General features: G+C 35.9%; 20 protein-coding genes. 3 read left to right on the top strand and 17 right to left on the bottom strand.

Annotated features, from left to right (window positions below):
• Positions 1-60: 60 nt before the first annotated feature.
• The 13 genes from BW721_RS02345 to BW721_RS02280 form a co-directional block, all read right to left on the bottom strand.
• Positions 61-510 carry a MarR family winged helix-turn-helix transcriptional regulator gene (locus BW721_RS02345; protein WP_076765762.1) on the bottom strand — a complete coding sequence of 150 codons (450 nt, stop codon included), beginning with the start codon at positions 508-510 and terminating at the stop codon, positions 61-63.
• A 144-nt stretch (positions 511-654) separates the two neighbouring features.
• Positions 655-855 (bottom strand): hypothetical protein, encoded by a 201-nt coding sequence (locus BW721_RS02340; RefSeq protein WP_156892176.1) that lies wholly within the window; start codon positions 853-855, stop codon positions 655-657.
• A gap of 332 nt (positions 856-1,187) precedes the next feature.
• Entirely contained in the window at positions 1,188-2,048 is an 861-nt protein-coding gene (locus tag BW721_RS02335; protein WP_076765759.1) for an IS3 family transposase, read from the bottom strand.
• A complete protein-coding gene (locus BW721_RS11760) occupies positions 2,036-2,746 on the bottom strand; it encodes a helix-turn-helix domain-containing protein (protein ID WP_156892174.1) in 711 nt (236 codons plus the stop codon). Before BW721_RS11760 ends, BW721_RS02335 begins: the two co-directional genes overlap by 13 nt.
• Before the next feature lie 82 nt (positions 2,747-2,828).
• Positions 2,829-3,551 (bottom strand): peptidoglycan editing factor PgeF, encoded by a 723-nt coding sequence (gene pgeF, locus BW721_RS02320; protein WP_076765757.1) that lies wholly within the window; start codon positions 3,549-3,551, stop codon positions 2,829-2,831.
• Between the two features lie 26 nt (positions 3,552-3,577).
• Entirely contained in the window at positions 3,578-5,359 is a 1,782-nt protein-coding gene (locus BW721_RS02315; protein WP_076765755.1) for a DUF2207 domain-containing protein, read from the bottom strand.
• Between the two features lie 18 nt (positions 5,360-5,377).
• The gene (locus BW721_RS02310) at positions 5,378-6,196 is read right to left on the bottom strand and encodes a hypothetical protein (protein WP_076765753.1); all 819 of its coding nucleotides are present in this window, start codon (positions 6,194-6,196) and stop codon (positions 5,378-5,380) included.
• 129 nt (positions 6,197-6,325) lie between these two features.
• Entirely contained in the window at positions 6,326-7,609 is a 1,284-nt protein-coding gene (locus BW721_RS02305; protein ID WP_076765752.1) for an extracellular solute-binding protein, read from the bottom strand.
• Positions 7,610-7,639: 30 nt separating this feature from the next.
• Entirely contained in the window at positions 7,640-8,932 is a 1,293-nt protein-coding gene (locus BW721_RS02300) for an MBL fold metallo-hydrolase (protein WP_076765750.1), read from the bottom strand.
• The gene (locus BW721_RS02295) at positions 8,916-9,734 is read right to left on the bottom strand and encodes a carbohydrate ABC transporter permease (protein WP_076765748.1); all 819 of its coding nucleotides are present in this window, start codon (positions 9,732-9,734) and stop codon (positions 8,916-8,918) included. The genes BW721_RS02300 and BW721_RS02295 overlap by 17 nt, the downstream gene beginning before the upstream one ends.
• A 2-nt stretch (positions 9,735-9,736) precedes the next feature.
• On the bottom strand, positions 9,737-10,618 hold the full coding sequence (locus BW721_RS02290; protein ID WP_076765746.1) for a carbohydrate ABC transporter permease: 882 nt from the start codon (positions 10,616-10,618) through the stop codon (positions 9,737-9,739).
• Positions 10,618-11,691, bottom strand: coding sequence for an ABC transporter ATP-binding protein (locus tag BW721_RS02285; RefSeq protein WP_076765744.1), 1,074 nt, complete (start codon positions 11,689-11,691; stop codon positions 10,618-10,620). The genes BW721_RS02290 and BW721_RS02285 overlap by 1 nt, the downstream gene beginning before the upstream one ends.
• 304 nt (positions 11,692-11,995) lie before the next feature.
• The gene (locus BW721_RS02280) at positions 11,996-12,472 is read right to left on the bottom strand and encodes a hypothetical protein (protein ID WP_076765742.1); all 477 of its coding nucleotides are present in this window, start codon (positions 12,470-12,472) and stop codon (positions 11,996-11,998) included.
• A 503-nt stretch (positions 12,473-12,975) separates the two neighbouring features.
• Between BW721_RS02280 and BW721_RS02270 the strand changes: the two genes are divergently transcribed.
• Complete coding sequence (locus BW721_RS02270) at positions 12,976-13,626, top strand: uracil-DNA glycosylase (protein WP_076765737.1); 651 nt, start codon at positions 12,976-12,978, stop codon at positions 13,624-13,626.
• An 82-nt stretch (positions 13,627-13,708) separates the two neighbouring features.
• Positions 13,709-14,428, top strand: coding sequence for a helix-turn-helix domain-containing protein (locus tag BW721_RS02265; protein ID WP_076765735.1), 720 nt, complete (start codon positions 13,709-13,711; stop codon positions 14,426-14,428).
• A gap of 40 nt (positions 14,429-14,468) precedes the next feature.
• Here BW721_RS02265 and BW721_RS02260 read toward each other — a convergent pair whose 3' ends face one another.
• Positions 14,469-17,507 (bottom strand): type I restriction endonuclease subunit R, encoded by a 3,039-nt coding sequence (locus BW721_RS02260; protein ID WP_198031423.1) that lies wholly within the window; start codon positions 17,505-17,507, stop codon positions 14,469-14,471.
• A gap of 215 nt (positions 17,508-17,722) precedes the next feature.
• On the opposite strand from BW721_RS02260, the gene BW721_RS02255 reads away from it, so the two are divergent.
• Positions 17,723-18,718 (top strand): restriction endonuclease subunit S, encoded by a 996-nt coding sequence (locus tag BW721_RS02255; protein ID WP_232222936.1) that lies wholly within the window; start codon positions 17,723-17,725, stop codon positions 18,716-18,718.
• A 50-nt stretch (positions 18,719-18,768) separates the two neighbouring features.
• Here BW721_RS02255 and BW721_RS02250 read toward each other — a convergent pair whose 3' ends face one another.
• The 3 genes from BW721_RS02250 to BW721_RS02240 all read right to left on the bottom strand — a co-directional run bounded on the left by BW721_RS02250 (position 18,769) and on the right by BW721_RS02240 (position 22,474).
• A complete protein-coding gene (locus BW721_RS02250; protein ID WP_076765731.1) occupies positions 18,769-19,698 on the bottom strand; it encodes a site-specific integrase in 930 nt (309 codons plus the stop codon).
• Positions 19,699-19,773: 75 nt separating this feature from the next.
• The gene (locus BW721_RS02245) at positions 19,774-20,859 is read right to left on the bottom strand and encodes a restriction endonuclease subunit S (protein WP_076765729.1); all 1,086 of its coding nucleotides are present in this window, start codon (positions 20,857-20,859) and stop codon (positions 19,774-19,776) included.
• A complete protein-coding gene (locus BW721_RS02240) occupies positions 20,852-22,474 on the bottom strand; it encodes a type I restriction-modification system subunit M (protein WP_076765727.1) in 1,623 nt (540 codons plus the stop codon). The genes BW721_RS02245 and BW721_RS02240 overlap by 8 nt, the downstream gene beginning before the upstream one ends.
• Positions 22,475-22,599: the final 125 nt, after the last annotated feature.

Raw genomic sequence — 22,599 nt, 5'->3', positions numbered from 1 at the left:
ACTTCCATTTTACCATATAATTTAAAAACCTCAGGCAATCCACCTGAGGTTTTTAAAAAATTATTTATTCTTATTTAGAGTTTCTGCATGAATGCCTACTTTTTTTACAAGTTCGACATATTGCTCTAATTCACTTGGTTCAAGCGCTTGGAAGATCTTTTCAATATCTTTCTCATTCAATGGAAAAATTTCATCCATTAATTTGCGACCATCTTCTGTAATAGAAGTAAAAATAACGCGGCGATCTGTTTCACACGGTTTTCTAGACACCAAGCCTTTTGATTCTAGTTTATCAATCACATAGGTTAAACTGCTACTTGCTAGCAATATTTTTTTTCCAATATTTTGTATCGGTTGCTCACCTTTATGGTATAATAACTCAAGTACACCAAATTCAGAAGGATTTAAACCAAAGTTAGAGATACTACGTTTGATACTTTCTTGAACATGTTGGGACGACCGCATTAATACTGTTAATGCTTTCAAAGAATTAGTTGTACGATTCGACATATCGTTCCCTCCTATCTATGTCAATTATTTCGATTTCGAAATAATAATACCACCTTTTGTTTTGCTTGTCAAAAACAAACTTTAAAAAAATAAATAATAGCAGCTACCGAACACTTTAGTTCTATAGCTGCTATTTTAATGACTTTAGCTTGGATGAGCATACCGGATTGTTAAATCAAATCGACCATTTGCGCCAACACCCTTCATATTGTAATAAGTATTCATGTCGTTAGCGATTCCTGAATCTACCATAAAAACTGCATAAGATTGTCCATCAATAATAAATCGAGACCCTACACCAATTTCTTTAATATAAGCCCCTGCTGTTCCCATTCTTTCAATCAAATAGTGAGATGGGTCATCAGACCAACGGTAAACATCGTTATCTGCAGGAACTTGCCCCGATCCCGAGAACCAGCTAAACTCAAAGTGACGGCCATTAAAATTGAAGCCGCTCGTTGTTTGTTGAACAACTGGCTGAGGTGCTGAAACATATTGTGTAGAATCTGTTTCTACTTCATCTTCATAAACGTCATTTGAGCACGTTTACGCAACAATTATTCGTGTATATTTTAGGGACTGGTGTTATTTGAACTGCCCCCTGTCAAGTAGACAGGTAAAAAAACAAAGTATTTTAGACCATGCATGTAAAAATGTGTGGTCTTTTTTTGTAGCGTTTATGTAATCATTTGTAGAATCTTCTCTTCCGTAGGAATTGCTAATCCCATATCCAAAGTAACGCGTTCATTGTTGAAGAACGCGATGTATGCCTTGATTTTCCGGTCTAAGTACGCTGGTCTGTCAAACGTATCCAGGTTAAACATCTCCACCTTGAGGGTACCCCAAAAGCCTTCCATAGGGCCGTTGTCAATACATTTCGAGACGCGTGACATACTATGGATTATCTGGTGATCTTTAATCATCTTGTTAAAGGCATGGGAGGTGTACTGGGAACCGCGGTCGCTATGAATCAGTGTGGTTTCAGGCTTTACATCACCCAAAATCTGCTTTAGTGTATCCAGTACTAACGGGTTGTCATTGCGGTGACTGGTTTTATAAGCCACGATTTTCTTTGACCCGAGGTCATAAATAGCGCTCAGGTAACGTTTTGTCCCATTGGTCAACCGGAATTCCGTGACATCCGTCAATAACTTTTCCATGGGTCTTTCTGCGTGGAAATCACGGTTTAAGATGTTTTCAGCCACATGTGCGGCTTTGTGTGGCACGTAGTTCCTTCTTTTGCGACGGATGACGGCTGTGATCCCCATGATTCTCATGAGGCGGTGTACACACTTATGATTCACTTTCGCTCTTCTAAAAAAGTTGAGAAAGATGGTCATTCTTCGGTAGCCGTAAATCCCACCGAATGCCTCGTGGATTCCTTTGATCGCCCGCATCAGTTTCAGGCGTTTTAATTCTGTTTCTGAGGGTTCCCGTTTTAACCACTTATAGTAGCTGGATTTGGCGATACCCAGTATGTCACAAAGATGGATAACGGGATATTTATGCTTTAATTCTTCAATAGTTAAATATTCCACTTCTTGTCTAACCCCTGTGATTTGTGATTCCCAGCGATTTTTCGGCGCTTTTTTAACGCATCGTTCTCCATTTCTAGCCATTTATTCTGGGCTTTGAGTGTCTCTACTTCTGCGTTTAAACGTTCTTCCGTTGTTTGAATTTCCGTGGGCTTCCCGCGGCCCCGGTTGTCTTCCAGACCTATCGGTCCATGCTTTTTGTATTTATTCACCCAGGAATAAATGTTACTGTAACTTACATGGTTTTTCTCCGCTGCTTCCAGATAAGTCAGGCGATTGGCTATGTAATCTTCTACGATTTTTAATTTTTCTTCATATGATTTTTTAACACCCGTCATGTTGTACACCTCAGATTTCGGAGAATATGTCTCATTCTCTTTTCCTTCAGTATATCGAATTACCCATTTGTTTACCGTTGTTTTAGATGGAATGTTATATTTAGCGGCTAAGTATGAAAAGCCGTAACCCGTCTGTAGGTATTCAGCTACAATTTTCTGCTTGAATTCTTTCGAGTAACTGCGGTAATTCTTCTGGGAGCAGATCCCTTCCATGCCATGGTCCTGGTACCGATGGACATAATTCATAAAAGTGGTATCAGATAGTTTGAGATGGTGCTGATCAACAAGCGTTCGATAAGAAACACCCCTTAGGTGTAAATCAATTAAATGTAACAGTTCTGGATCGGTATGTTTTCTAGTCATAGAAAAAAACCCCCTTCAAAGTAGTTTGTTTTTTTCAGTGTCTACTTTGAAGGGAGCTTATCAATTTCCTAGCCTCTTTTGTTTAATTTAAAACACTAATCATCGCATTTAGTTGATAACCTTTACCTTCTCTTCGTGCTGAATGAAGATGGTCACTTGAAAATGTGGATTCGCGGCATACATCCAATTGCTCGTCTCTGATACCAGCTCGTTTTAAAATAGATAGATTAGCATCAGTCATACTTAAACGGAACTTATCACCGTCTTCTGTAAAGAAGCTATCACGGTCGGGAAATGATTCAAACGCATCATAAACCTCTTTACCTACTTGATAGTGAGCCTGTCCAATTGATGGACCGACATAAATCAGCAAGTCTTCTCGCTTACAACCAAATTTATCTTCCATTATTTGGATAGCAGATAAGGATATCTGTTGAACAGTTCCACGCCACCCTGAATGGACACTTGTTTGAACTTTTTTGACAGGGTCAAAGATTAATAGTGGTGTACAATCCGCAAATTTCACTAAGAGTGCCACACCCTTTTTATCTGTCATTAATCCATCTGTATCCTGAAAAGCTTTTCCAATAACAAAGGGTTCACCATTTATACCATCTACATAACGAACATTCGCACTATGACTTTGGTGCCCTGTATAGAGTTGGTTAATGGATAGATGATGATGAGCTAACGCTCGTTCAAGTTCTTTCTTAATATTTCCCCCTACTGTTTGATAGCGGAAGTTATAATCAGAACCTGTAATAAAATGTGTTAAACCATGCTTGGCTAATAATTCGGAATGCATAAAATCACCCTTACTGTTATTTAAACTTAGCGTGCTCCACCGCCGCCACCTCCACCAGCGCCGCCTCCGCCGCCGATTGAAGTTGAACCGCCACCACCATAGTCAGCTGATTGACTGGAGTGGAAGCCACCGCTTGATAAGCCTTGTGACCAAGATTGATTAAATCCTCTTGTCCCATACCAATAACAATAATAATGATCGTAACTGTCATGATTATACGACTCTGATGGTTTGGGAACAAAGTTTTTGAATTCTTTAGTCAGCTCATCATTCTTATTATACAAACTATTCCAAATTAAGTAATCGTCCATTGATACATTCACCTGTTCCAACTTATCTAACTTAGTTTGACTTAAGTAGTTGTAGAATTGAATCAATTGATCAAATAATAGATCACCTTCTGGACTAGCAATTGCAATAGGTATCCGTGACCTACCTGCTTGAACTTCATCAAATTGAATGAGAGACTGTTCTTCAAGATAATGCATCGAATAGTCAGTTAAGAAGTCCGCAAAGGTTTCTACATCGCTAGCATTATCATTTGCCCATCTTTGAATAGCTGTATCTCTAACTAAACCGGTTTGATCTGCAGCTTCTAATAACATTAGCCACATACCTGTTTCGTAACGTTCTTTAGATGGATCTGCCATAATGTCATCAACGAATGATGCAAAACTACGACCTTCTTTTTTTCGAGCTTCTTCAAAATCGTGTATAACAATATCCGTTTTTACTTTATCTTTAAACACACTTTTTTCCTCACGAGTAACCATATCAATTTTACCCTCTATTACCCACTCTAGTAAAAAGACTGAAAAATAATTTTCAAAATAACCTGTTGCAAACTGATTAAGTAAATACGCCAGCCCAGGATAATCACGGTCTTCGAACGGAACCTTATCATAAAGAAGGCCGCTATTTTTCTGAATACGTTTTGAACCAGATAGCATATCTCCTGCTTCTTCTTTTATTTTTTTCACTTTAAAGATATGTCTAAAAATGACACCTATCGTTATCGCACCACCCGCCAACATGGTTCCTATTATTCCAAATGCAATTTTATCATTGCTCTGACTCATATTTTCGACATTATATGCTGAACCTTCCTTTGCCATTTCTTCTTGCTCAGCTATTGTCATCGCTTCTGTCACTTGTGGATTAAACATCCCATCTTGAAATTGTAAAAGAACAATGGCATTTTGTCGGTTGCCGACTTGCTCATTGGCTAACCAAACAATCTTGCCATTTTCAATCGTCATATCGCCATTAAAACCAAATCCCCATAGCTTCGTATTTTCTTGACTAAATGGTTGCGGTCCGGACAATTCAATGACTAATTGCTCGGCTGGAATATCAGAAAACGTATCAAAGTTCCAAAGTAAAGATTGACCATCTTCTAACTGTCTGACAACATCTGATAGACTATAATGCACCTCATAGTTATTTTGACCGTAGTCACCAATTCCCCATACGAGTTCTAAGCCATCTGATGTTTCGATGATACCGTATTGTTCACTTTTTTCAGCTTGTGAATCTGAAGAGTCCCAGTCATTATTCTCATCAAATCCTGTTACATAAAAATCAAGCAATTCTGATTCCTGTAAATTATCCATCACGATATAAAGTTCCGTACCTTCGTCCATATCGGTTTGTCGATACTCAGTAACATCCACCGAACCATCTTCATTTAACTGAATATCAATACGTAAATCTAACAAACGATTTTCTGCCGATGCTTCTGCTGTTGACATCATATTCAGCATAAACGCTGAAAAGAGAATAAGCAGACACTGCCATTTTTTATCCATTTTGCCACCTACTTTTCACTATTGATTAGAAATATGGTTGATATAACTATTATACGTTAAAATTGAGCCGGTAGGGAAATCCTGTGAGACATTTTCAAAGGGCACGTAGGCATATTGGATGATATCTGTTCCAGATACAAAGAAATAAACAGCATTCAGTCCTGTGTGTTGCTGACCTTCAACTTCTTGACCCGGCACCATAATTTGACGAAGTAGTTCACCGTTAACCATACTTTCTGCAATCGTTAAAATTTGAGCGTTCGTTTGTTTCAATTCATCAACAGTATATAAGTTACCTAATACTTCGTAGGGCTGTGCTTGGTCAATATATAATTGATAAAGCCCAGGAGTCACCGATGAAAAAACAAGCGAATCGTTAATAAAATAAAAACTCAGTTCCGCTAAGAAAGAAGATACTTCGCTATATTCTCCGCCTTCTATATCAGGATAACGATAGAGAATAATTTTTTCATTTTCACTAATAACGGTTTCTACTTTCTCAATACTGCCATCTAACATATCATCGATTTCAGCGCTGGTGCTTCCTGTTGTTGTGCCATCATCCAATTTATATGCTGCTGTAATGCGGCTATAATCTAACCAAGCTTGATAGCCATACTCATTTAAAAATGTTGTCTCGTCAACCAACAAGTCGAAAATATGAGTGTCAGATTCAGAAATGACAGGTTCATCAGAACTTGACTCTACCGATGATAACTCACTCACACTCTCTTCAAATGAAACTTGTGAGCTCTGTGCAGTCTCCTCTTCTGCACCTTTAGAGCCACACCCTGCTAGCAAACTGATACAAGCCAGTAAAAGCAATCGATTTTTCATAACCCTTTTCTCCTTTAAAACTATGTTAACTTAACTTTACCAGTAATCGAAAAAAAGAGTTAACGATATCCATATATTAAGCGACAAAAAAACCGAGAGCGTACAGTGTACGATCTCGGTTCGTTTATCTTATTGATTCCAAACGTCTTCTAATTGTGGAATAGAATTTTGGATTAATTCATCAATATCTTTATCAGTATTAACTAAGATATTTTCCATAATTGCGCGCATTTCGTTGTATGCTGGATCAGCATTTTCTTCAACTGGAATAGCGAACAATTCTTTTGTTGCTTCTGACAAATGAGCAGGTACTTTTGTTTCTGTTGAATTTTTGTATTCATCGCTGTTTACAACTGATTCAAGAATTGGCATGTAACCTGTCATGTTTGCCCAATACAATTGATTTTCAGCTTCAGCCAAGAACTTCATATAAGTAAATGCTGCTGTACGTTCCTCTGCAGTTGCGCTGTTGAACATGTAAATGTCTGTTCCTTGTTGCAAGTTAATTGCTTCTGGACGAGCTGCTACGTCATAATCAAATTTGCCTTCTGTATCTGCTTTAACATATCCTTCACCAGCAATTGAGCCGATAAACATTGCAACTTGTTCGTTTGCAAACGGACCTGACATATAACCATCAGACCCAGCAATACGGAAGTAGCCATCACGAACACCATCTGCATAGTAGTTAATCACTTCTTTAGACTCTTCACTGTCTAAGGCAATGTCTTTATTAAATGAAACACCTTTATTTTTCATACCAATCGCATAGTAGTTATTTAATGAGTCGAATCCAACCCCAACAACTGAACCATTTGATTTGTCATAGATTGTTTGAGATGCTTCTTTTAATTCATCGAAGTTCGTTGGTACATCAACACCGTATTCTTCTAACATATCAACGTTGTAGAACAACATTTCTGTTGATTTGTTGAAAGGAATACCATATAGCGTGTCATTGATTGTTGCACCTTCTAATAACGATGGGATAATTTCTTCTTGGTCTCCCCAACCAATTGTTGCATCATCCATATACGGCTGTAAATCTACAAGCATCTCATCTTGTGCTGCATTCCAAAGCCAACCTGGGTATGCTTGAGTAATTGTAGGTAGATCTTTAGGAGATGGCAAAGTCGAATTAATTTTCGCTTGCATATCACCGTACGATGATTGGTTTTGCAATTCGATTTTAATATTTTCGTTTTCAGCCATAAAGTCATCTGTTAATTTAATTAATGCTTCTTCTTGCGCATTGTTCATTGCATGCCAAAATGTTACAGTTGTCTCCTCTGGCAACTCTGTTACGATTTCATCGTTGTTTGCTGTTTCTTCTCCATTGCTTCCTCCACATGCACCAAGCACTAGAGCTGTTGTTGCTAAAAACAGTTTTGTTGCCAATTTATTGATCTTCATCTGTATACTCTCCCCTTAATCTTATCTCTATTATAAAATAATTTGATCGCCGCGGTTCGGCAGAATTCTGTCACCATACGGATTTTCCAGTTTTTCTGGTTTTAACGTATGGATAGGAACCAATAGCTTTGGTTCAATCATTTGAATGATTGCGTTTAAATCATCTTCAAAAGCATGTCCTGTTAATGAAAGACGAACAAATTCTACATTTGCTTCTTCCAAAGTGTTTAAGAACACGGCATATTGAGGATCGTAATCACCCAATGGCTGCGCGTCACTATGAACGTATAGGCCTCCTCCTTGTAAGTTTTCAAATTTATTAACGACTTGCCACAAATACTCTGTCTCATCGTTAATTAAAACTTCGTAAGGTAATTCAAGCGATGGATCCAATGCTTGAATGATTGTGCTATCTTCCGCATAGTAATAGCGGACATTTATATCGCGTACTTCTTTGAGTAAGGCAGCCATATTAGCTTCCAACACAACTGTACGTGGCGAGAATTCAATTAATTTAATAAAGCGTAGGATATTAGCTGGATAACCATTAAATGTTATCTGGCGTTTTGGATAATCAGTCATCAATTGAACAAATTTTTGAATAAGCTCCTGTTCAGTTGATACTTTAATCTGTTTAGGATCTGGTTCGCGTTCTGGGAAGCTGATGCTAACACCTTCCATCATCAATAGATCCGTATGTTTCGCTAGCTTGCAGAACGTTTCTGTCTTGTCTCTATCGTAGCCATGCAAGCGTAGATCGCCTGAATAAACAATGAATTGATCAGGTGTACGAATAAGCAATGCAGCAGCACCATAAGCATCATGGTCAACAGCGACAATTTCAATACTAATGTCACCAATTTGGATAACGTCATGATTATTAAGACCAATCATCTCACGCGTAAAACCTTTTTCTTCAAATGGCGACGGAATTAAAAAATCACCATTGCGGTTTAATGAATTCAAAATTGCCTTTGTTTCCTTCATTGTATATAACGGAACACTCGGATCAAGGTAATTAATCATCTTAGAATGATCGAGATGGGCATGCGATAAGAAAACAGCCGTATGAGCATATTCTTTTTCATCTTCGCCCTTATAGACATAGCCTAATCGGTCGTCATATAAACCTTTCAATTCAGGTACTAAGCGATTGTTCAGAAGTGTTTCTAAACTTTCCTCAGTTAGACCTAACTCTGGACGATATTCCGTTCCAAAGTCAAAGAAAATATGTGAATCTTTATAGGACACTTCGATTACCGTTCCCCCAATGGTCAAAATCCCACTGTGAAAGCTAACCGTTGTTTTATCCTTTGATACCATTTTTCGCCACTCCTTGCATAATTTCTTTTCTGAAAATTAAATAAATAATCAAGATTGGAATGACTGTTAAGGTCGCTGCAGCCATTTGCAAGTGCACAGCACTTCCACTTTCAGTTGTAAAGGCAGACAGTCCGTTATTCAATAGTCGGAATTTTTTCTCGTTGGTTACGAGTAACGGCCACAAGAATGAGTTCCAGCTTGAAATAAAGGTTAAAATCCCAACCGTCACTAAGGCTGGTTTCGACATTGGTACTAATATGCGAGTGATGTACTCAATATCAGATGCGCCATCAATTTTAGCTGCTTTGTAGAAGGTACTCGAGATACTTTGCAAGTAGCCGTATAAATAGTAAATATAGAAAATACTCGTTAAGAACGGAATGATTAATGCAGAATAGGAGTTCAATAATCCCATTCTAGAAATAGTATTGTAGTTTGTAAAAATAATGGATTCATAAGGAACCATTAGTAATGAAATCATGATTCCCATTACAACTTTTTTGAATTTAAACTTTAAACTAGTTAGGGCAAACGCCGCCAGAATAGATGTGAAGACTGTTGCGACAGTCGTCACTGATGAAACAAAAACTGTATTGAAGAAATAGCGAACAAAAGGTGCCGTTTCAAATACTTCTAAGTAGTTTCCCCACTGGAAGGTTTCTGGAATAATGGTTGGCGGAATACTTGTTGCTTCACTATAAGTCATTAAGCCAGCTAGCATCATGTAAATAAATGGAAAGACGGTAATGACTGCCATGATAGCTAAGAATGTCATTGATATAACTGTTGCGACATGTTTCATGCTTATCTCCCCACTCTCTTTAATAGTTGATTCTGAATAAACGTCACTAATAAAATAAGCAGGAATAAGATAACCGTTGCCGCCATAGCTAAACCAGGACGACCTGCAATATGGAATTTATCATAAATATAGAAGACAGCCGTTGTTGCACTTTTAGCAATCCCAGGTTGTCCATTAAATAAAGCATAAACTTGCGTATATACTTTAAATGATGAAATCAAGTTTACCGTTAATAAGAAGGTAATGGTCGGAACGAGTTGCGGGAAGGTAATGCGTCTGAAAATCTCCCAATTATCAGCACCAAACATCTTCGCAATTTTATAGTGCTCTTCATCAATATTACGTAGGCCTGCTAGTAGAATAATGATATTGAAGGCTAAACTCGTCCAAACACCAAAAATAATTAAGGTTGGCATGCTAAGACTAACATCATCTAGCCAATTCAAACCGGAGATACCAAATAGTCCCAAAACATAATTGACAATCCCATATGACCCATTAAAGAAATAACGGAACACAATCCCGATGGCAATGGTACTTGTTACATATGGAAGAAAGAAGATTGTTTCAAAAAAAGATTTATGTTTTACTTTTTCAAAAATAATCCATGCCACAATCAGTGACAATAGTAAGCCAATTGGAACAACAGTAAAAGCGAACAGCCCCGTATTACCTAAAGCCCTGTAAAAAACAGGATCTGTTAAGACACGTTGATAGTTTTCTAAACCGGCGTACTGCGGATTAACCAATGTTCCTTTTTGGAAACTCATAAAAAACGAACGGAATAAGGGATAAATACTAAATAACATAATAACTGTTAAAGCTGGTAGAAGGAATAACCAAGCTTTAAGCTGATTTTCAGGATTATAGCCTCGTTTAAACATTAATAGATACGCTCTCCCGTCTTCTTGAAGATAAAGGCTTTCGAATAATTCAAATCAAATGTCACTGAAGTTCCTTCTTCTAATTCTTCTTCAATGCTAACAATTGATTTCATTCGATCTAAACCAAGTTGGAAGTTTAGAATTCTTTCTCTTCCGATTAATTCCACATTGGTTAGTTCTGTCGTAAAGAGACCTTCAGCCTCTGTTACCAATAGATCTTCTGGACGAATTCCCAATACATATTCACCATCAATTAATGTTTCTTTAAAACGACTAGCTGAAAATTGGCTAACTTGGAATTGGAACTGATCGTTTATGACCTGGCCATCTTTTACGGTTACTGGAAGTGTATTAATAATTGGATTTCCTATAAACTTCGCTACAAATAAGTTAGCTGGTTCTAAGTATAAGTTTTGAGGATCATCATTTTGCTGAATAACACCTTCATTTAGAAGAATAATCTTGTCACTGATTGAGAGAGCCTCTTCTTGGTCATGGGTTACGAATATCGTTGTAATTCCCACTTCCTTCACTAAACGTCTGATTTCTTCACGAATCTTCAATCGTAAACGAGCATCCAAGTTACTCAAGGGCTCATCTAACAATAATACCTCTGGATTTTGAACTAATGCACGCGTAATTGCTACACGTTGCTGTTGCCCACCCGACAGTGTGCCTGGCTTTTTGTTGTATAACTCTTCAATATTTGTTAATTTCATAAATTTTTCAGCAGTTACTTTTGCTTCTTCTTTAGAAATTTTCTTTTGTCCTACTGTTAATGGAAACATAATGTTTTCTAAAACCGTCATATGCGGATAAAGCGCATAGTTTTGGAAAACAAAACCGATGTTTCGATCTTTTGGTTCTGTTTTGACAACAGACTGGTCTGCAAAACGGATATCCCCGTCTGTTGGACTAAGTAAACCTGCGATTAGGTTCAATATCGTTGATTTCCCACAGCCACTCGGGCCTAGTAAGCAGACTAAATCACCTTTTTCTATCGTAAAATTAACAGACTTTAACGCTTCAAATCCATTATCGAAAACTTTCTTTAAATCGATAACTTCTATCATAGGACAGCCTCCATTATTTTCAATAATATATTTTAACAAATCCTTGTTTGGTAAATGAATATCATTACTTTTATTAAAAAACAGTTTTAAACAAGTGTTATAAAATAAGAATATCAAAGATGTAATTCTTATACCAGAATTATATTATTTGATTTTTCTAATAATCGGAAATAAAACGTTTTAATCGGACTTCTTATGTTTTATTGAATAAAAAAGAGCTGATTCGGCCAAATTCGTATCATTTTTTAGCACAAATTGAAACATCCCCTTATTAGCTGATTCGCCTTTAAGAGGATGTTTATTCTTAAGATAGAGCACCTGACAAATGTCGATTCGGTTTACTTCCTAGTTCACGGATGAGGCGCCCTTCACTATCGTAAAGGAAGCTTCTTGCTCGTTGGACATCTGCCATTGCTAAGACTAGTCGATCCCGAAACGGCTCTGCTAGCTCATCAAACAAGTAAAACTCTTCATCTATCATATATTTTGATCGTAAAGATTGAATTTCTCCAGCTTTTTTTAAACGATAAGAACGAGAGGGTAACTTTTCTGAAATCGTTCGTTTCTCAATCCGATACACATAATCATGATTCCCATAAGTAATTTCTAAAGCGCCCGAATTAGTGCGATTATAATTCACATTAGCATGCTTTTCTTTATGTAATTCCCACCACGCTTTAATGCCGTCAATCGCTTCTTCTTCAGTCAAATAGCTACCGTGTTCTTTTCGAATGTCGTTGTATCGCCCTTGCCAGTAGTTCGTATAAACGGTTTGTGTCATACAATCACTCCTTTTTTAATCTATCTTTAATTTATCAGAATCAGTAAGCGTTTTCAACTTTATAATATAAGAAAAGCGGACAAGTCCGCCTTGGCCTATGAAAAAATAGGACATTTGACCCTGAATTGTCAGGAGACTTCACGCTTCAGCGGGTTAGTCGAATGATATGCGTTAGCGAGCAGCGAAGCGCGCAATGGGGCAAATTTATCTTTTTTCACTAGGTCAGGACTTGGGAGCTAGACATTGATGGCTGAAACTATAAACCCCTAGTCTTTTTGCTTAGATTATTCCAGTTTTTGTTTTTCAAGTAATCAAGGTGATCCATTTGCCAAGTCATACCTAATTTGGTTTCAACGTTCGGTTTGTGATTGATTTTTAAAACGAGAGGATTCAATTCCCCCTTTAACGCTATGATGAGTTTATCATGCCCCCCTTTTTCGTATTGTTTGCTAAATGTTACTTCAAATTTTATCATAAGATTAATAAAAGGAGGCGACATCTTTATGGAATACCCACAGGATTTGCTTAATGAAGTCAACAAAAAAACGAAGTCATTTCAATTGGAAGGCTTCTTAGGAGGAAAAGGACCTCTTGATGCGGTCGCCATGTTAGTCGGTGAAGCTCCTGGTCAAACAGAACTTATTAGTCGCATCCCCTTTAGCGGTCAAGCGGGAAAAGAGTTGGATATGGAATTGAAACAGGTTAATCTCAGCCGCTCAGATATTTACATTACGAGTTCGGTGCGAAGTCGTCCGTTTAAAATAAAAAGTAAGGTTGATAAAACAGGAAAAATAATCAATAGTTATCCAAACCGTACTCCTACGAAAGCAGAAGTAAAAGCGTCAGCTCCCTTACTAGATTATGAAATTCAAACTATTCGACCAAAAATTATTGCGCCCATGGGCAACATTGCCCTCCAACGTCTTCTCGGAAATGCCTATACTATTTCAACTTATCATGGTCAATTATTAGAGAGCCCTATTTATAAGATTTCTGATGATCGTTCTCGCTATGAAAAAACTGAAGAGAGCTATTTAATTTTTCCTATCTATCACCCAGCCGCTGTTTTATATAAGCGCTCGTTAAAAGAGATTGTTACAACGGATTGGCAAACATTAGTTAAGCTAATTAGGGAACATACTGATAAAGAATAAATTCAACCCTGTGTTGCTGATTGTTATCATTTATTATATAATTACAACAATAAGAATAACAAATGATAACAGAGGTGACGAAATGGAGCATAAACAAGATCGTCTACTATCAACAAATGAGGTTGCTGAACGATTACATATTCATCCTAATACCGTTCGTAATATGTTACGTGATGGCCGTCTTCAGGCTATCAAAACACGTGGACGCACAGGGCAATATCGCTTTAGACAAAGTGATGTTGATTTGTTTTTAGAGTCTGAAGGTGAAGTCGAATTATTTGAACCTAGCTTCCCTGTTCCAGTTCCTACTGTTGAAGCTGTCATCGAGCAAATTGAACCCCTAGACTACTTAAGTAAATACACCAATCCCTTTCATATTTTTGGTAGTTACCTTGAGCCCCTTTCTCCTGAACGCTATAGCAAGGAATTAACGGGTAAAGCTGCTATTTGGGTAGAAGAAAGCTTACGTCAAGTTCAACTTCATTTAAGTGAATATGGTTTTGCTACGGAAATGATGAAGCAACTAGGTGTCGGTGTGTCTTTGAAAAAAGATCGTTTAGGCAAATGGTTTATAACCTGTACCCTTATTTTTAAAGACAACGGCGGTATCTATATCCTTGATGGAACCCTACAACAATTCCATCCAGAATTAGATAAAGGCCTCGTTCTTATCGATTGGGCAGACCGAGACAGCTACTATATTGGTTTAAAAGCCATTACACAGGATAGCTTCCACCAAGCGATGCGCGATTCTAGCGGTAGAGTCTTTAAGGAATTGGTGAAGGATATTAAACGGCAGTAAAAATGAGTGCAACCTTTTAACATAGGTTGCACTCATTTTTTTATCTTTGCTGCAAAGGTAAAATTTCCTCATTCATAATATCGTTTAATTCTTTTCGAACATTCTTCCAATAACGTAATTTAGGTACTGGGTCTTCTGCTGATAATTTATACCCTTCATAATCAGATGATTGTTTAAGTTCACTTTCTCCGCTTTGTTTCTCTTTTTTAGGATTATAGTTTGCCACTACATAACTAAGATCTTCTTCTTTTACGTGCCATTTTTTCGAGAAGCCATGTACGACATTTTCCCTTGTCTTTTCAACTCTATCTTGGAGTATATAAGAAATATTTTGATCACGATATCTTTCTGGCTCTTGTAAAATATCATTCCAAAGATTTCTCATTAACAATGAGAGTTTTGGATTTGTTTGTGATAGTTCATCTAAGTATTTATTAACTTCTTGGGTTGCTTTACCATCTTCCTTAGCAAGCAATTCATATTCATCATCACCACTAGGTACAAACGCTTGGATTAACATCAAAATATACTCATAATTTATCTCTTCTGTTTTTATTGACTTTAATTCATATTCAATATCTATTTCAATAATTTCAGCATCAACGGGTTCTGTTCTTATTTTTTCAATTGCATTTACATACTTGCCACTTAACTCTTCTATTTTTGACATCTTTATAGGGAATATTGTACCTAGCTGATCTTCTTCAAAATTAGAATAAACTTGAACTGCTGTAAATGTCCGATCTAATGTTTGGAAAGCCTTCACAAAACGTTTCAAAGCTATCTTATTTAAATTGTCTATCTCAAATGGATCGGTCACAATTTCTTCGATCTCATTAATAGCATTAATAAACCGATTTCTTGCTTCCTCCCAGGTTGGCGCTAAAACGTCATTCTCTCCTCCATTTGAATAAAGTATCAATGCTTCTTTCACACGTTCTTCAAATGTTTTAGGTGTTTGAAACGTGACTACTTGTCCATATTTTTTATACTTATTAATTAAGCGATTTGTTCTTGAAAAAGCCTGTATTAAGTCGTGTGGCTTCATCGGTTGTCGATCAATAAATAAAGTTGACAAACTTGGCGCATCAAAGCCTGTTAATAATCGGTCAACTACAATTACTAAATCAAGCTGTTCTGAACGAACTTTATATCTTTCCTTCTTGCGAGCTAATCGCTCATTTACATTACCGTTATATGCGCGTAGTGTTTCCATAGAAAAATTAGTATCAAATTCTTCATTATAATCTCTAATTGATTCTTTCATCTTTTCTTGATTCGTAATCGATGCTTCTTCGTTTTCAGATATTGAATAAGTGATGGCTACTTTAGGGAAATCCGGCAGCCTTTTTTTAGTCTGCTCGCTAATGGTAACGGATGTTTTTCCTGCTTTCACTTTTTTAAATAAGTCATAATATCTCTGTGCTTGGGCAATCGATGATGTCGTTAAAATTGCACTAAATGTTTCTCCTGAGCCTTGAATGTTGAACCCTAATTTTTTACGTGATTTATTGATAATTGAGTTAATAACTTCAAGCATATGCTGCTCATTTTCATAAATACTGTTAGGCAAGCGTACTTCTTTCTCTTCTAGATCCATCATGCTAACATGTTCTTCACTTTTTCCTTCTATTGTACTGATAATCCTATCAAGCTCATCTTCTGAAAAAGTTGATTTGTACTCTACTTGAAAGCCTAATACTGCGCTGTCATGTATCGCTTCTTTTACGGTATATTCATGCAACTTTTCTCCATAAAGTTGAGCTGTAGTTCGAGCTAAGTTACCAACTTCTTTTTTAGCATTTTCTTTAAATATCGGTGTTCCTGTAAAACCATACCACAACGAATGGATAAAGAATTCTTCAATTTCTTGCTTTTTCATTGCGCTTACTGCACGATGGCATTCATCAACAACAAATGCAATTTTACGTTGCGTTAATTTTTCATAGCGCTTTGTTCCCTCTTGCTTAGCAAATCTCTTCATCACATGATTTAACTTTTGAATAGTCGTGATGATAAGCGTTCTATCATCTGATAATAGTTTTTTTATGAGGTCGTTAACATTATCTGTTTCATTAATTTCAATGACGTCATTTTTAGAATATGACGTAAATGAGGCAGTTGTCTGTTGGTCTAAGTCTACCCTATCAACAATAAAAATGGTTTTATCTATTGATGGGATTTGTAATAAGTTTCTAGCTACCTTATAGGATGTCAGTGTCTTTCCTGATCCTGTAGTATGCCAAACATATCCAGACTTCATCTCTCCAGATGCTTTCTTTACAGCCTCTATTGCATGAATTTGATATGGCCTTAAAACAATTAAATTCTTTTTATCATAGTCAATAACTGTATACTGTGTCACCATTTTATGCGCCATTGGGATAGATAACACATCCTCAGCAAACTCTAAATAATCTGTTACTGGATGATTACCCCCATCAACCCATTTAGTTAAAAACTGCTCGTTTAGCTTTGTACTAGCCGAAATATATCGTGTATCCGACCCATTTGTAACTACAAACATTTGAAGAGTAGAATAAATCCCAGTAAATTTAGCTTCTTTTATATATTTTTGTATTTGTCTAAACGCATCCATATAAGGATGGTTTCTATTCTTCAACTCTATATGAATCATTGGCAAACCATTGATTAATAGCGTAACATCGAATCTTCTATTTAAATCTTCAAATGATCGTTTATCTGATTTAAACTGATTAATAACCTCGTAAGATGATATTCCACCTGCAACATCTTGCCGATTAATGACTCTTAATCGAATTATTCCTAGACTAGCATCTTCACGTTGGACTTCAACTTTTGCGATGCCATTCTCTCCAGTTAACCACTCAGCAGCTTTATAAAAGCTAGAAAAATTCAACTGGTTTTTTATTTGATAAAATTCCTGTTCAGTAAGAGGTCTATCTTTTAAAATATCTTTATTATTATTTTCTAGTTTTTGGCGGAAATTCTCCCATAAATCTTCTTCAGTACGTAAGTCTTCTCGATAGGTCCACTGAGAATCACCATTTATAAGCTTATTAATTAATGTATCTTCTAATACTTGCTCAGGCGTCATTTTAAGCAACTAAAATCCCCCTCTTCTACTTATAGTCTATTAAAATAAGTATATCATTTTAGTTATGAATTTAGTGAAGAAAGTTACAAAATCATTTTGTTTTTCCTTGGGAACAGCGTAAGTTTAGCCAAATAGTAAACAGATTAAATAAAAGCTCTGATTCAGTTAATCTCCCAAAAATTGAATTTGAAGATATTATTGCTGGGGAAGGTAGATTGAACAAAGATATAAGTTCAAAATTCGATAATAGAAAAGGTATACTATTTGAACCAAATAATATCCTTTACGGAAAACTTCGTCCTTATCTAAAAAATTGGTTATTCACTGATTTTAAAGGTATTGCACTAGGGGACTTTTGGGTTTTTGAAGCAAAAAATTCAAGTCCAAATTTTTGCTATTATTTAATCCAAACTGATAAATATCAAAAAGTTGCTAACGATACTTCAGGAACGAAAATGCCCCGTTCAGACTGGAGATCTGTTTCTAAGACAGATTTTTATATTCCATATATGTCTGAACAAGAGCGTATTGGAAATTTCTTTAAATATCTTGATAACACTATCGCCCTTCATCAGCGTAAGTTAAAACAATTAGAACTACTTAAACGAGCATTATTACAGAAATCATTTCCGAAAACAGGTGAGACCGTTCCTGAATTACGATTTACAAACTTTAATGAATCTTGGGAACAGCGTAAGTTATCTGATGTTAGTCAAATTACTATGGGACAATCCCCAAATGGAGAAAATTATACAGAAAATTCTGATGATCACATCTTAGTTCAAGGTAATGCTGATATGAAAAATGGTCGCGTTTCCCCTAGAATATGGACTACACAAATAACGAAAACAGCAGAACCTAATGATATTATTTTAAGTGTGAGAGCGCCTGTTGGAGATGTTGGTAAGACTGATTATAATGTTGTTTTAGGACGTGGAGTCGCCGGTATTAGAGGCAATGATTTTATTTATCAAAGCTTAATTAAAATGAAAGATATTGGATTTTGGACACGTTTTAGTACTGGCTCAACTTTTGAATCTATTAATTCTACAGACTTAAAAGAAGCATTACTTTTAGTGCCTTTAGAAGAAGAACAATATAAAATTGCTGACTTCTTCAAGTCTTTAGACGATACTATCGTCCTTTATCAAATAAAAATAAATGGTTACCAACAATTTAAAAAATCTCTTCTAACAAAAATGTTTATCTGAAAAACCATCATATTCCCTTTCTACATTGAGGAATATGATGGTTTTTTAACTTAACCTAACATAGCTAAATGTCGTATTATTTTCTCATTATCTTGGTTCTCTAATTCTTGGATAATATGTAAGTAGGTTTCCTGAGTCGTAGACATACTGGAGTGTCCCAACCGTCTAGCGACACTGGCTATCGATACACCTGCAAATAATAACAATGAAGCATGTGTATGTCTTAAGCTGTGAAGGGTAATTATGGGAATACTGGCTTGTGTGCATAATGTATTCAAACGTTTGTTAATTGTAGAATTAAAGACTCTTGTTTCAACAAAGATGGGTTTGTCTTTTTCTAAATTTTTAACTAAATTTGAAAATTGCATTGTAATCTGCCAATCAATCGGTATTTTTCTTACTGAAGATTTGTTCTTAGTTGGTTGGAATGTACCAGCAGATGTTTTATAGTTCCATGTTTTATTAACTGTCAGATTTTGATTAAAAAAATCAAAATCTTCTGGTGTAAGTGCTAAAGCTTCAGAAAATCTAAGCCCAGTTTTTGCTATTAATAGTATAAACCAGTCCCAGTTTAATTCTTGTGTAAGGTTTAATTGTTTTATTAATGCTTGTAGTTCGAATTGATTTAAAAATTTCTGTCTCTTTTCTTTTGGTTCTTTTCCTTTAATAATTACTTTCCGTGTCGGGTTTGAAGCAATTAAACCCTCTTCAACAGCATCCAGAACCGCTCCTTTTATTTGATGGTGAAAATCCATAGTCGTTTGTTTCTCATGAGTAAGTGCATAATCATTTAGCAATGTTTGATATGTTGTTCGTGTCAACTCACATAATTTGAGATCAGGAGCCAGCTCTTGAATTTTCTTTTTTGTCATATAATATTTATTTAAAGTAATATCTCTAACCGCCCCAACCTTATATAATTCCACCCATCCCTCAAAATATATATGGAATAATTTACTTGATTCATTTTTCTTGTTCAATAAAAAAACCTCCTAATAGTATCTAGGTGTAAAACACCTAAACACATATTAGGAGAATAAGAGTAAATATAAAAATCAAATGAACATTTTTTGCAGGAGAGATTTTTTTATTTTTGTCAATTTTTTTATTTTATTTTGATTAAGAGTAATAATGCGATCGAATTGACTAAACAATTCTCCAATCTTCACCTGTTCAGTACTGTTTTTAGTATAATAGATTACCTCACTTTTAAGGATTGATAAATGTCTTTTATAACCTTGAGATTTAGGCTTAAAGCGCTCTAACATTGTATATAAGTATTTTCCGTTAAAATCTTCGCCACTTAAAATTTTTACTCCATCAGTGGCTATAAAGAAAGGTTTTGATGGTTTATATAAAGAAACCGTATGATCGCCAAATAATGTCACACCATCAAAATTTTGAAAAGGTACGCCATTTGCGTAACCAATAATAGGGTTATCTCCTTGCTGAACAATTTCATACCTGCCATTTTCAACAGATTCAGCCAAGTACTGACGGAAAGGGTGTATTTTAAGCACCTTTTCAAACTTCTCCTGTCCCAAAGGTTCATTAAAGCCCCTAAGCCTTAGTTCAGGAATGGTTTCACCCGCTTTGGGAAATAGCTTCTGTAATAATGCCTGTTTTATCAATTCTAATTGATTTGACTGACGCTGATGAAGAGTGATGAAGTGGTCGAAGTTACTAAAAATCTCACCTATCTTTCTTTCTTCATCAAAAGAAGGGAAGTATATTTTATAGTTTCCGAGCTGTGGTGAAGTCAATTGCGGAACACCAGTAGATTCCACTAGCACGCTATGATTGTTAATTGCATTCTCAAGGAAAACAACTTCATGTTCAGATTTAACTGCTAATAAACGAACTACTGGCGTAAAATTAACTTTTCTAGCTCGTGCATGCCCCACATCCCCACGACCCGTTACAGTTACAGCTGGAGCTTCGACACGATATTCTTCTTTGTAATATCCTACGATACCATCATTGGTTAATGCATTTGCTAATACTGGATACTTTCCTACATCAGATATTTTTTGTTTATCAATATCACCACCAGCAACTATAATTGACTCATCTCCCAACTTACGCTGTTCCCAATCGTCTTCAAACCCTTTAAATCTGATTTCTGGCGCTTTTTTAGTCACTGAAAGCACCACCTTTTGAATCGATACTTGTTAAAAAGTTAATAAAGTAGTCTAATTCTTCTTGTGCCTCAGGTGTTGCTGCTGTTAATTCTTGAGCCATTTTAGCAAGTTCTGCATTTGTCTCGGCAATTTGTCTATCAATATCAGCTAATTCTTTTGAAACTTCTTTTAAGGAGATTGGTTCCTCCTCTTCAAAAGTATCAACATAGCGAGGGATATTTAAATTGTAGTCATTCTCTACAATCTCTTCAAATGTTGCAAGATGGGCATACTTCTCTACATGACTTCTATTTTTATAAGTTTCTAGTATTTTCTGTATATGCTCTTCTTCTAGATTGTTTTGATTTTTAGCTTTAGTAAAGTCGTTTGATGCATCAATAAAAAGAACGTCTTTACTCTCTCTATTCTTTTTAAGAATAATAACAGTTGTTGGAATGCTTGTACTAAAGAAGATATTTGCTGGCAAACCTATAACTGTATCGATTGCGCCATTTTCTAATAAACTTTGACGAATCTTACCTTCAGCTGCTCCCCTAAATAAAACACCATGTGGTAGAACAATAGCCATAACACCCGTATCTTTTAAGTGATAATAGCCATGAAGTAAAAATGCAAAATCAGCTTTTGATTTTGGTGCTAAAACGCCATACATAGAGAAACGAGCATCATCCAAAAATCCTTTATCTGCAGACCACTTTGCACTATATGGCGGATTCATTAATACACCATCAAAGTTTGTTGGTTCTTCTGTTGGCCAGTCAGCATCCAATGTATCTGCATTATGTAAATGTTGATTAGCAACGTCTACTCCATGCAGAATCATATTCATACGAGCTAAATTATAGGTAGTCGTGTTTAATTCTTGTCCAAAATAATTTACCGTTCCTGGTTGGTTGGATAATTTTTTTACATTCAATAATAGTGAACCTGATCCCATCGTAGGGTCGTATACACTAAATCCTTTTTGATTCTCTTTTCCTAACAATACAATTTGTGTCATCAATGTTGAAACAGACTGTGGTGTATAGAATTCACCTGCTTTTTTACCAGAATCAGAGGCGAATTGACTAATTAAATATTCATAAGCATCGCCTAATGCATCACCTTGATGAGCAAGCTCAAGACTAGCTAGCTCTTTAATAACAGCTGATATGGTCTGATTTTGCTTTTGAGGAGTTGCACCTAATTTTTTAGAATATAAGTCCACGTCTTCAAAAAGATTTTCAAACAATTCATCGCTTTGTTCAATATTTCTAAACCCCTGAACAAGCTCTTCCAATTGGAATTTACCTTTATTAACTCTTTGAACAATAGCAGTAAAAGTCAATTCTGGTTCTAAAGCATATGAATAATCATATTTTAAAGTATCAATCAGATCGTCTTTATCTTCTGGGTCATTAAAGGCGTCTACATATACTTGTTGAGCCTCATCTAAATTATTAACCTCTTTTTCTAACAGGTCAGCCGCGTGATAAAGCATACGATCTGATAAATATTTATAAAAAATAAGTCCTAGTAGATAGTCCTTATACTCACCTGCTCCCATTTTTGAACGCAAAATATCAGCACTATTCCATAGCGCTTGATAAAGTGTTTTTGATTGTTGCTCCTGCATTATTATACCATGCTCCTTTAATTTCAATATGTTGTAGTTATATAACTTTCATTATAACTTACGCTGTGAACAAGCGAAAGTCTTCTAGCAAAACTTTCCTCTTTGTTCCCCTTTACAAATCGAAC

Source organism: Jeotgalibaca sp. PTS2502 (assembly GCF_001975685.1).
GTDB classification, from domain to species: domain Bacteria; phylum Bacillota; class Bacilli; order Lactobacillales; family Aerococcaceae; genus Jeotgalibaca; species Jeotgalibaca arthritidis.
The sequence above is the reverse complement of the archived record's forward strand: the minus strand, read 5'-3'. Positions and strand labels throughout refer to the sequence as shown.

Bases quoted from the DNA above. Each gene is read 5' to 3' on its own strand.
- BW721_RS02345 (WP_076765762.1), bottom strand. From the start codon at position 510: ATGTCGAATCGTACAACTAATTCTTTGAAAGCATTAACAGTATTAATG.
- BW721_RS11760 (WP_156892174.1), bottom strand. From the start codon at position 2,746: ATGACTAGAAAACATACCGATCCAGAACTGTTACATTTAATTGATTTA.
- pgeF (WP_076765757.1), bottom strand. From the start codon at position 3,551: ATGCATTCCGAATTATTAGCCAAGCATGGTTTAACACATTTTATTACA.
- BW721_RS02315 (WP_076765755.1), bottom strand. From the start codon at position 5,359: ATGGATAAAAAATGGCAGTGTCTGCTTATTCTCTTTTCAGCGTTTATG.
- BW721_RS02310 (WP_076765753.1), bottom strand. From the start codon at position 6,196: ATGAAAAATCGATTGCTTTTACTGGCTTGTATCAGTTTGCTAGCAGGG.
- BW721_RS02305 (WP_076765752.1), bottom strand. From the start codon at position 7,609: ATGAAGATCAATAAATTGGCAACAAAACTGTTTTTAGCAACAACAGCT.
- BW721_RS02300 (WP_076765750.1), bottom strand. From the start codon at position 8,932: ATGGTATCAAAGGATAAAACAACGGTTAGCTTTCACAGTGGGATTTTG.
- BW721_RS02295 (WP_076765748.1), bottom strand. From the start codon at position 9,734: ATGAAACATGTCGCAACAGTTATATCAATGACATTCTTAGCTATCATG.
- BW721_RS02290 (WP_076765746.1), bottom strand. From the start codon at position 10,618: ATGTTTAAACGAGGCTATAATCCTGAAAATCAGCTTAAAGCTTGGTTA.
- BW721_RS02285 (WP_076765744.1), bottom strand. From the start codon at position 11,691: ATGATAGAAGTTATCGATTTAAAGAAAGTTTTCGATAATGGATTTGAA.
- BW721_RS02280 (WP_076765742.1), bottom strand. From the start codon at position 12,472: ATGACACAAACCGTTTATACGAACTACTGGCAAGGGCGATACAACGAC.
- BW721_RS02270 (WP_076765737.1), top strand. From the start codon at position 12,976: ATGGAATACCCACAGGATTTGCTTAATGAAGTCAACAAAAAAACGAAG.
- BW721_RS02265 (WP_076765735.1), top strand. From the start codon at position 13,709: ATGGAGCATAAACAAGATCGTCTACTATCAACAAATGAGGTTGCTGAA.
- BW721_RS02260 (WP_198031423.1), bottom strand. From the start codon at position 17,507: ATGACGCCTGAGCAAGTATTAGAAGATACATTAATTAATAAGCTTATA.
- BW721_RS02240 (WP_076765727.1), bottom strand. From the start codon at position 22,474: ATGCAGGAGCAACAATCAAAAACACTTTATCAAGCGCTATGGAATAGT.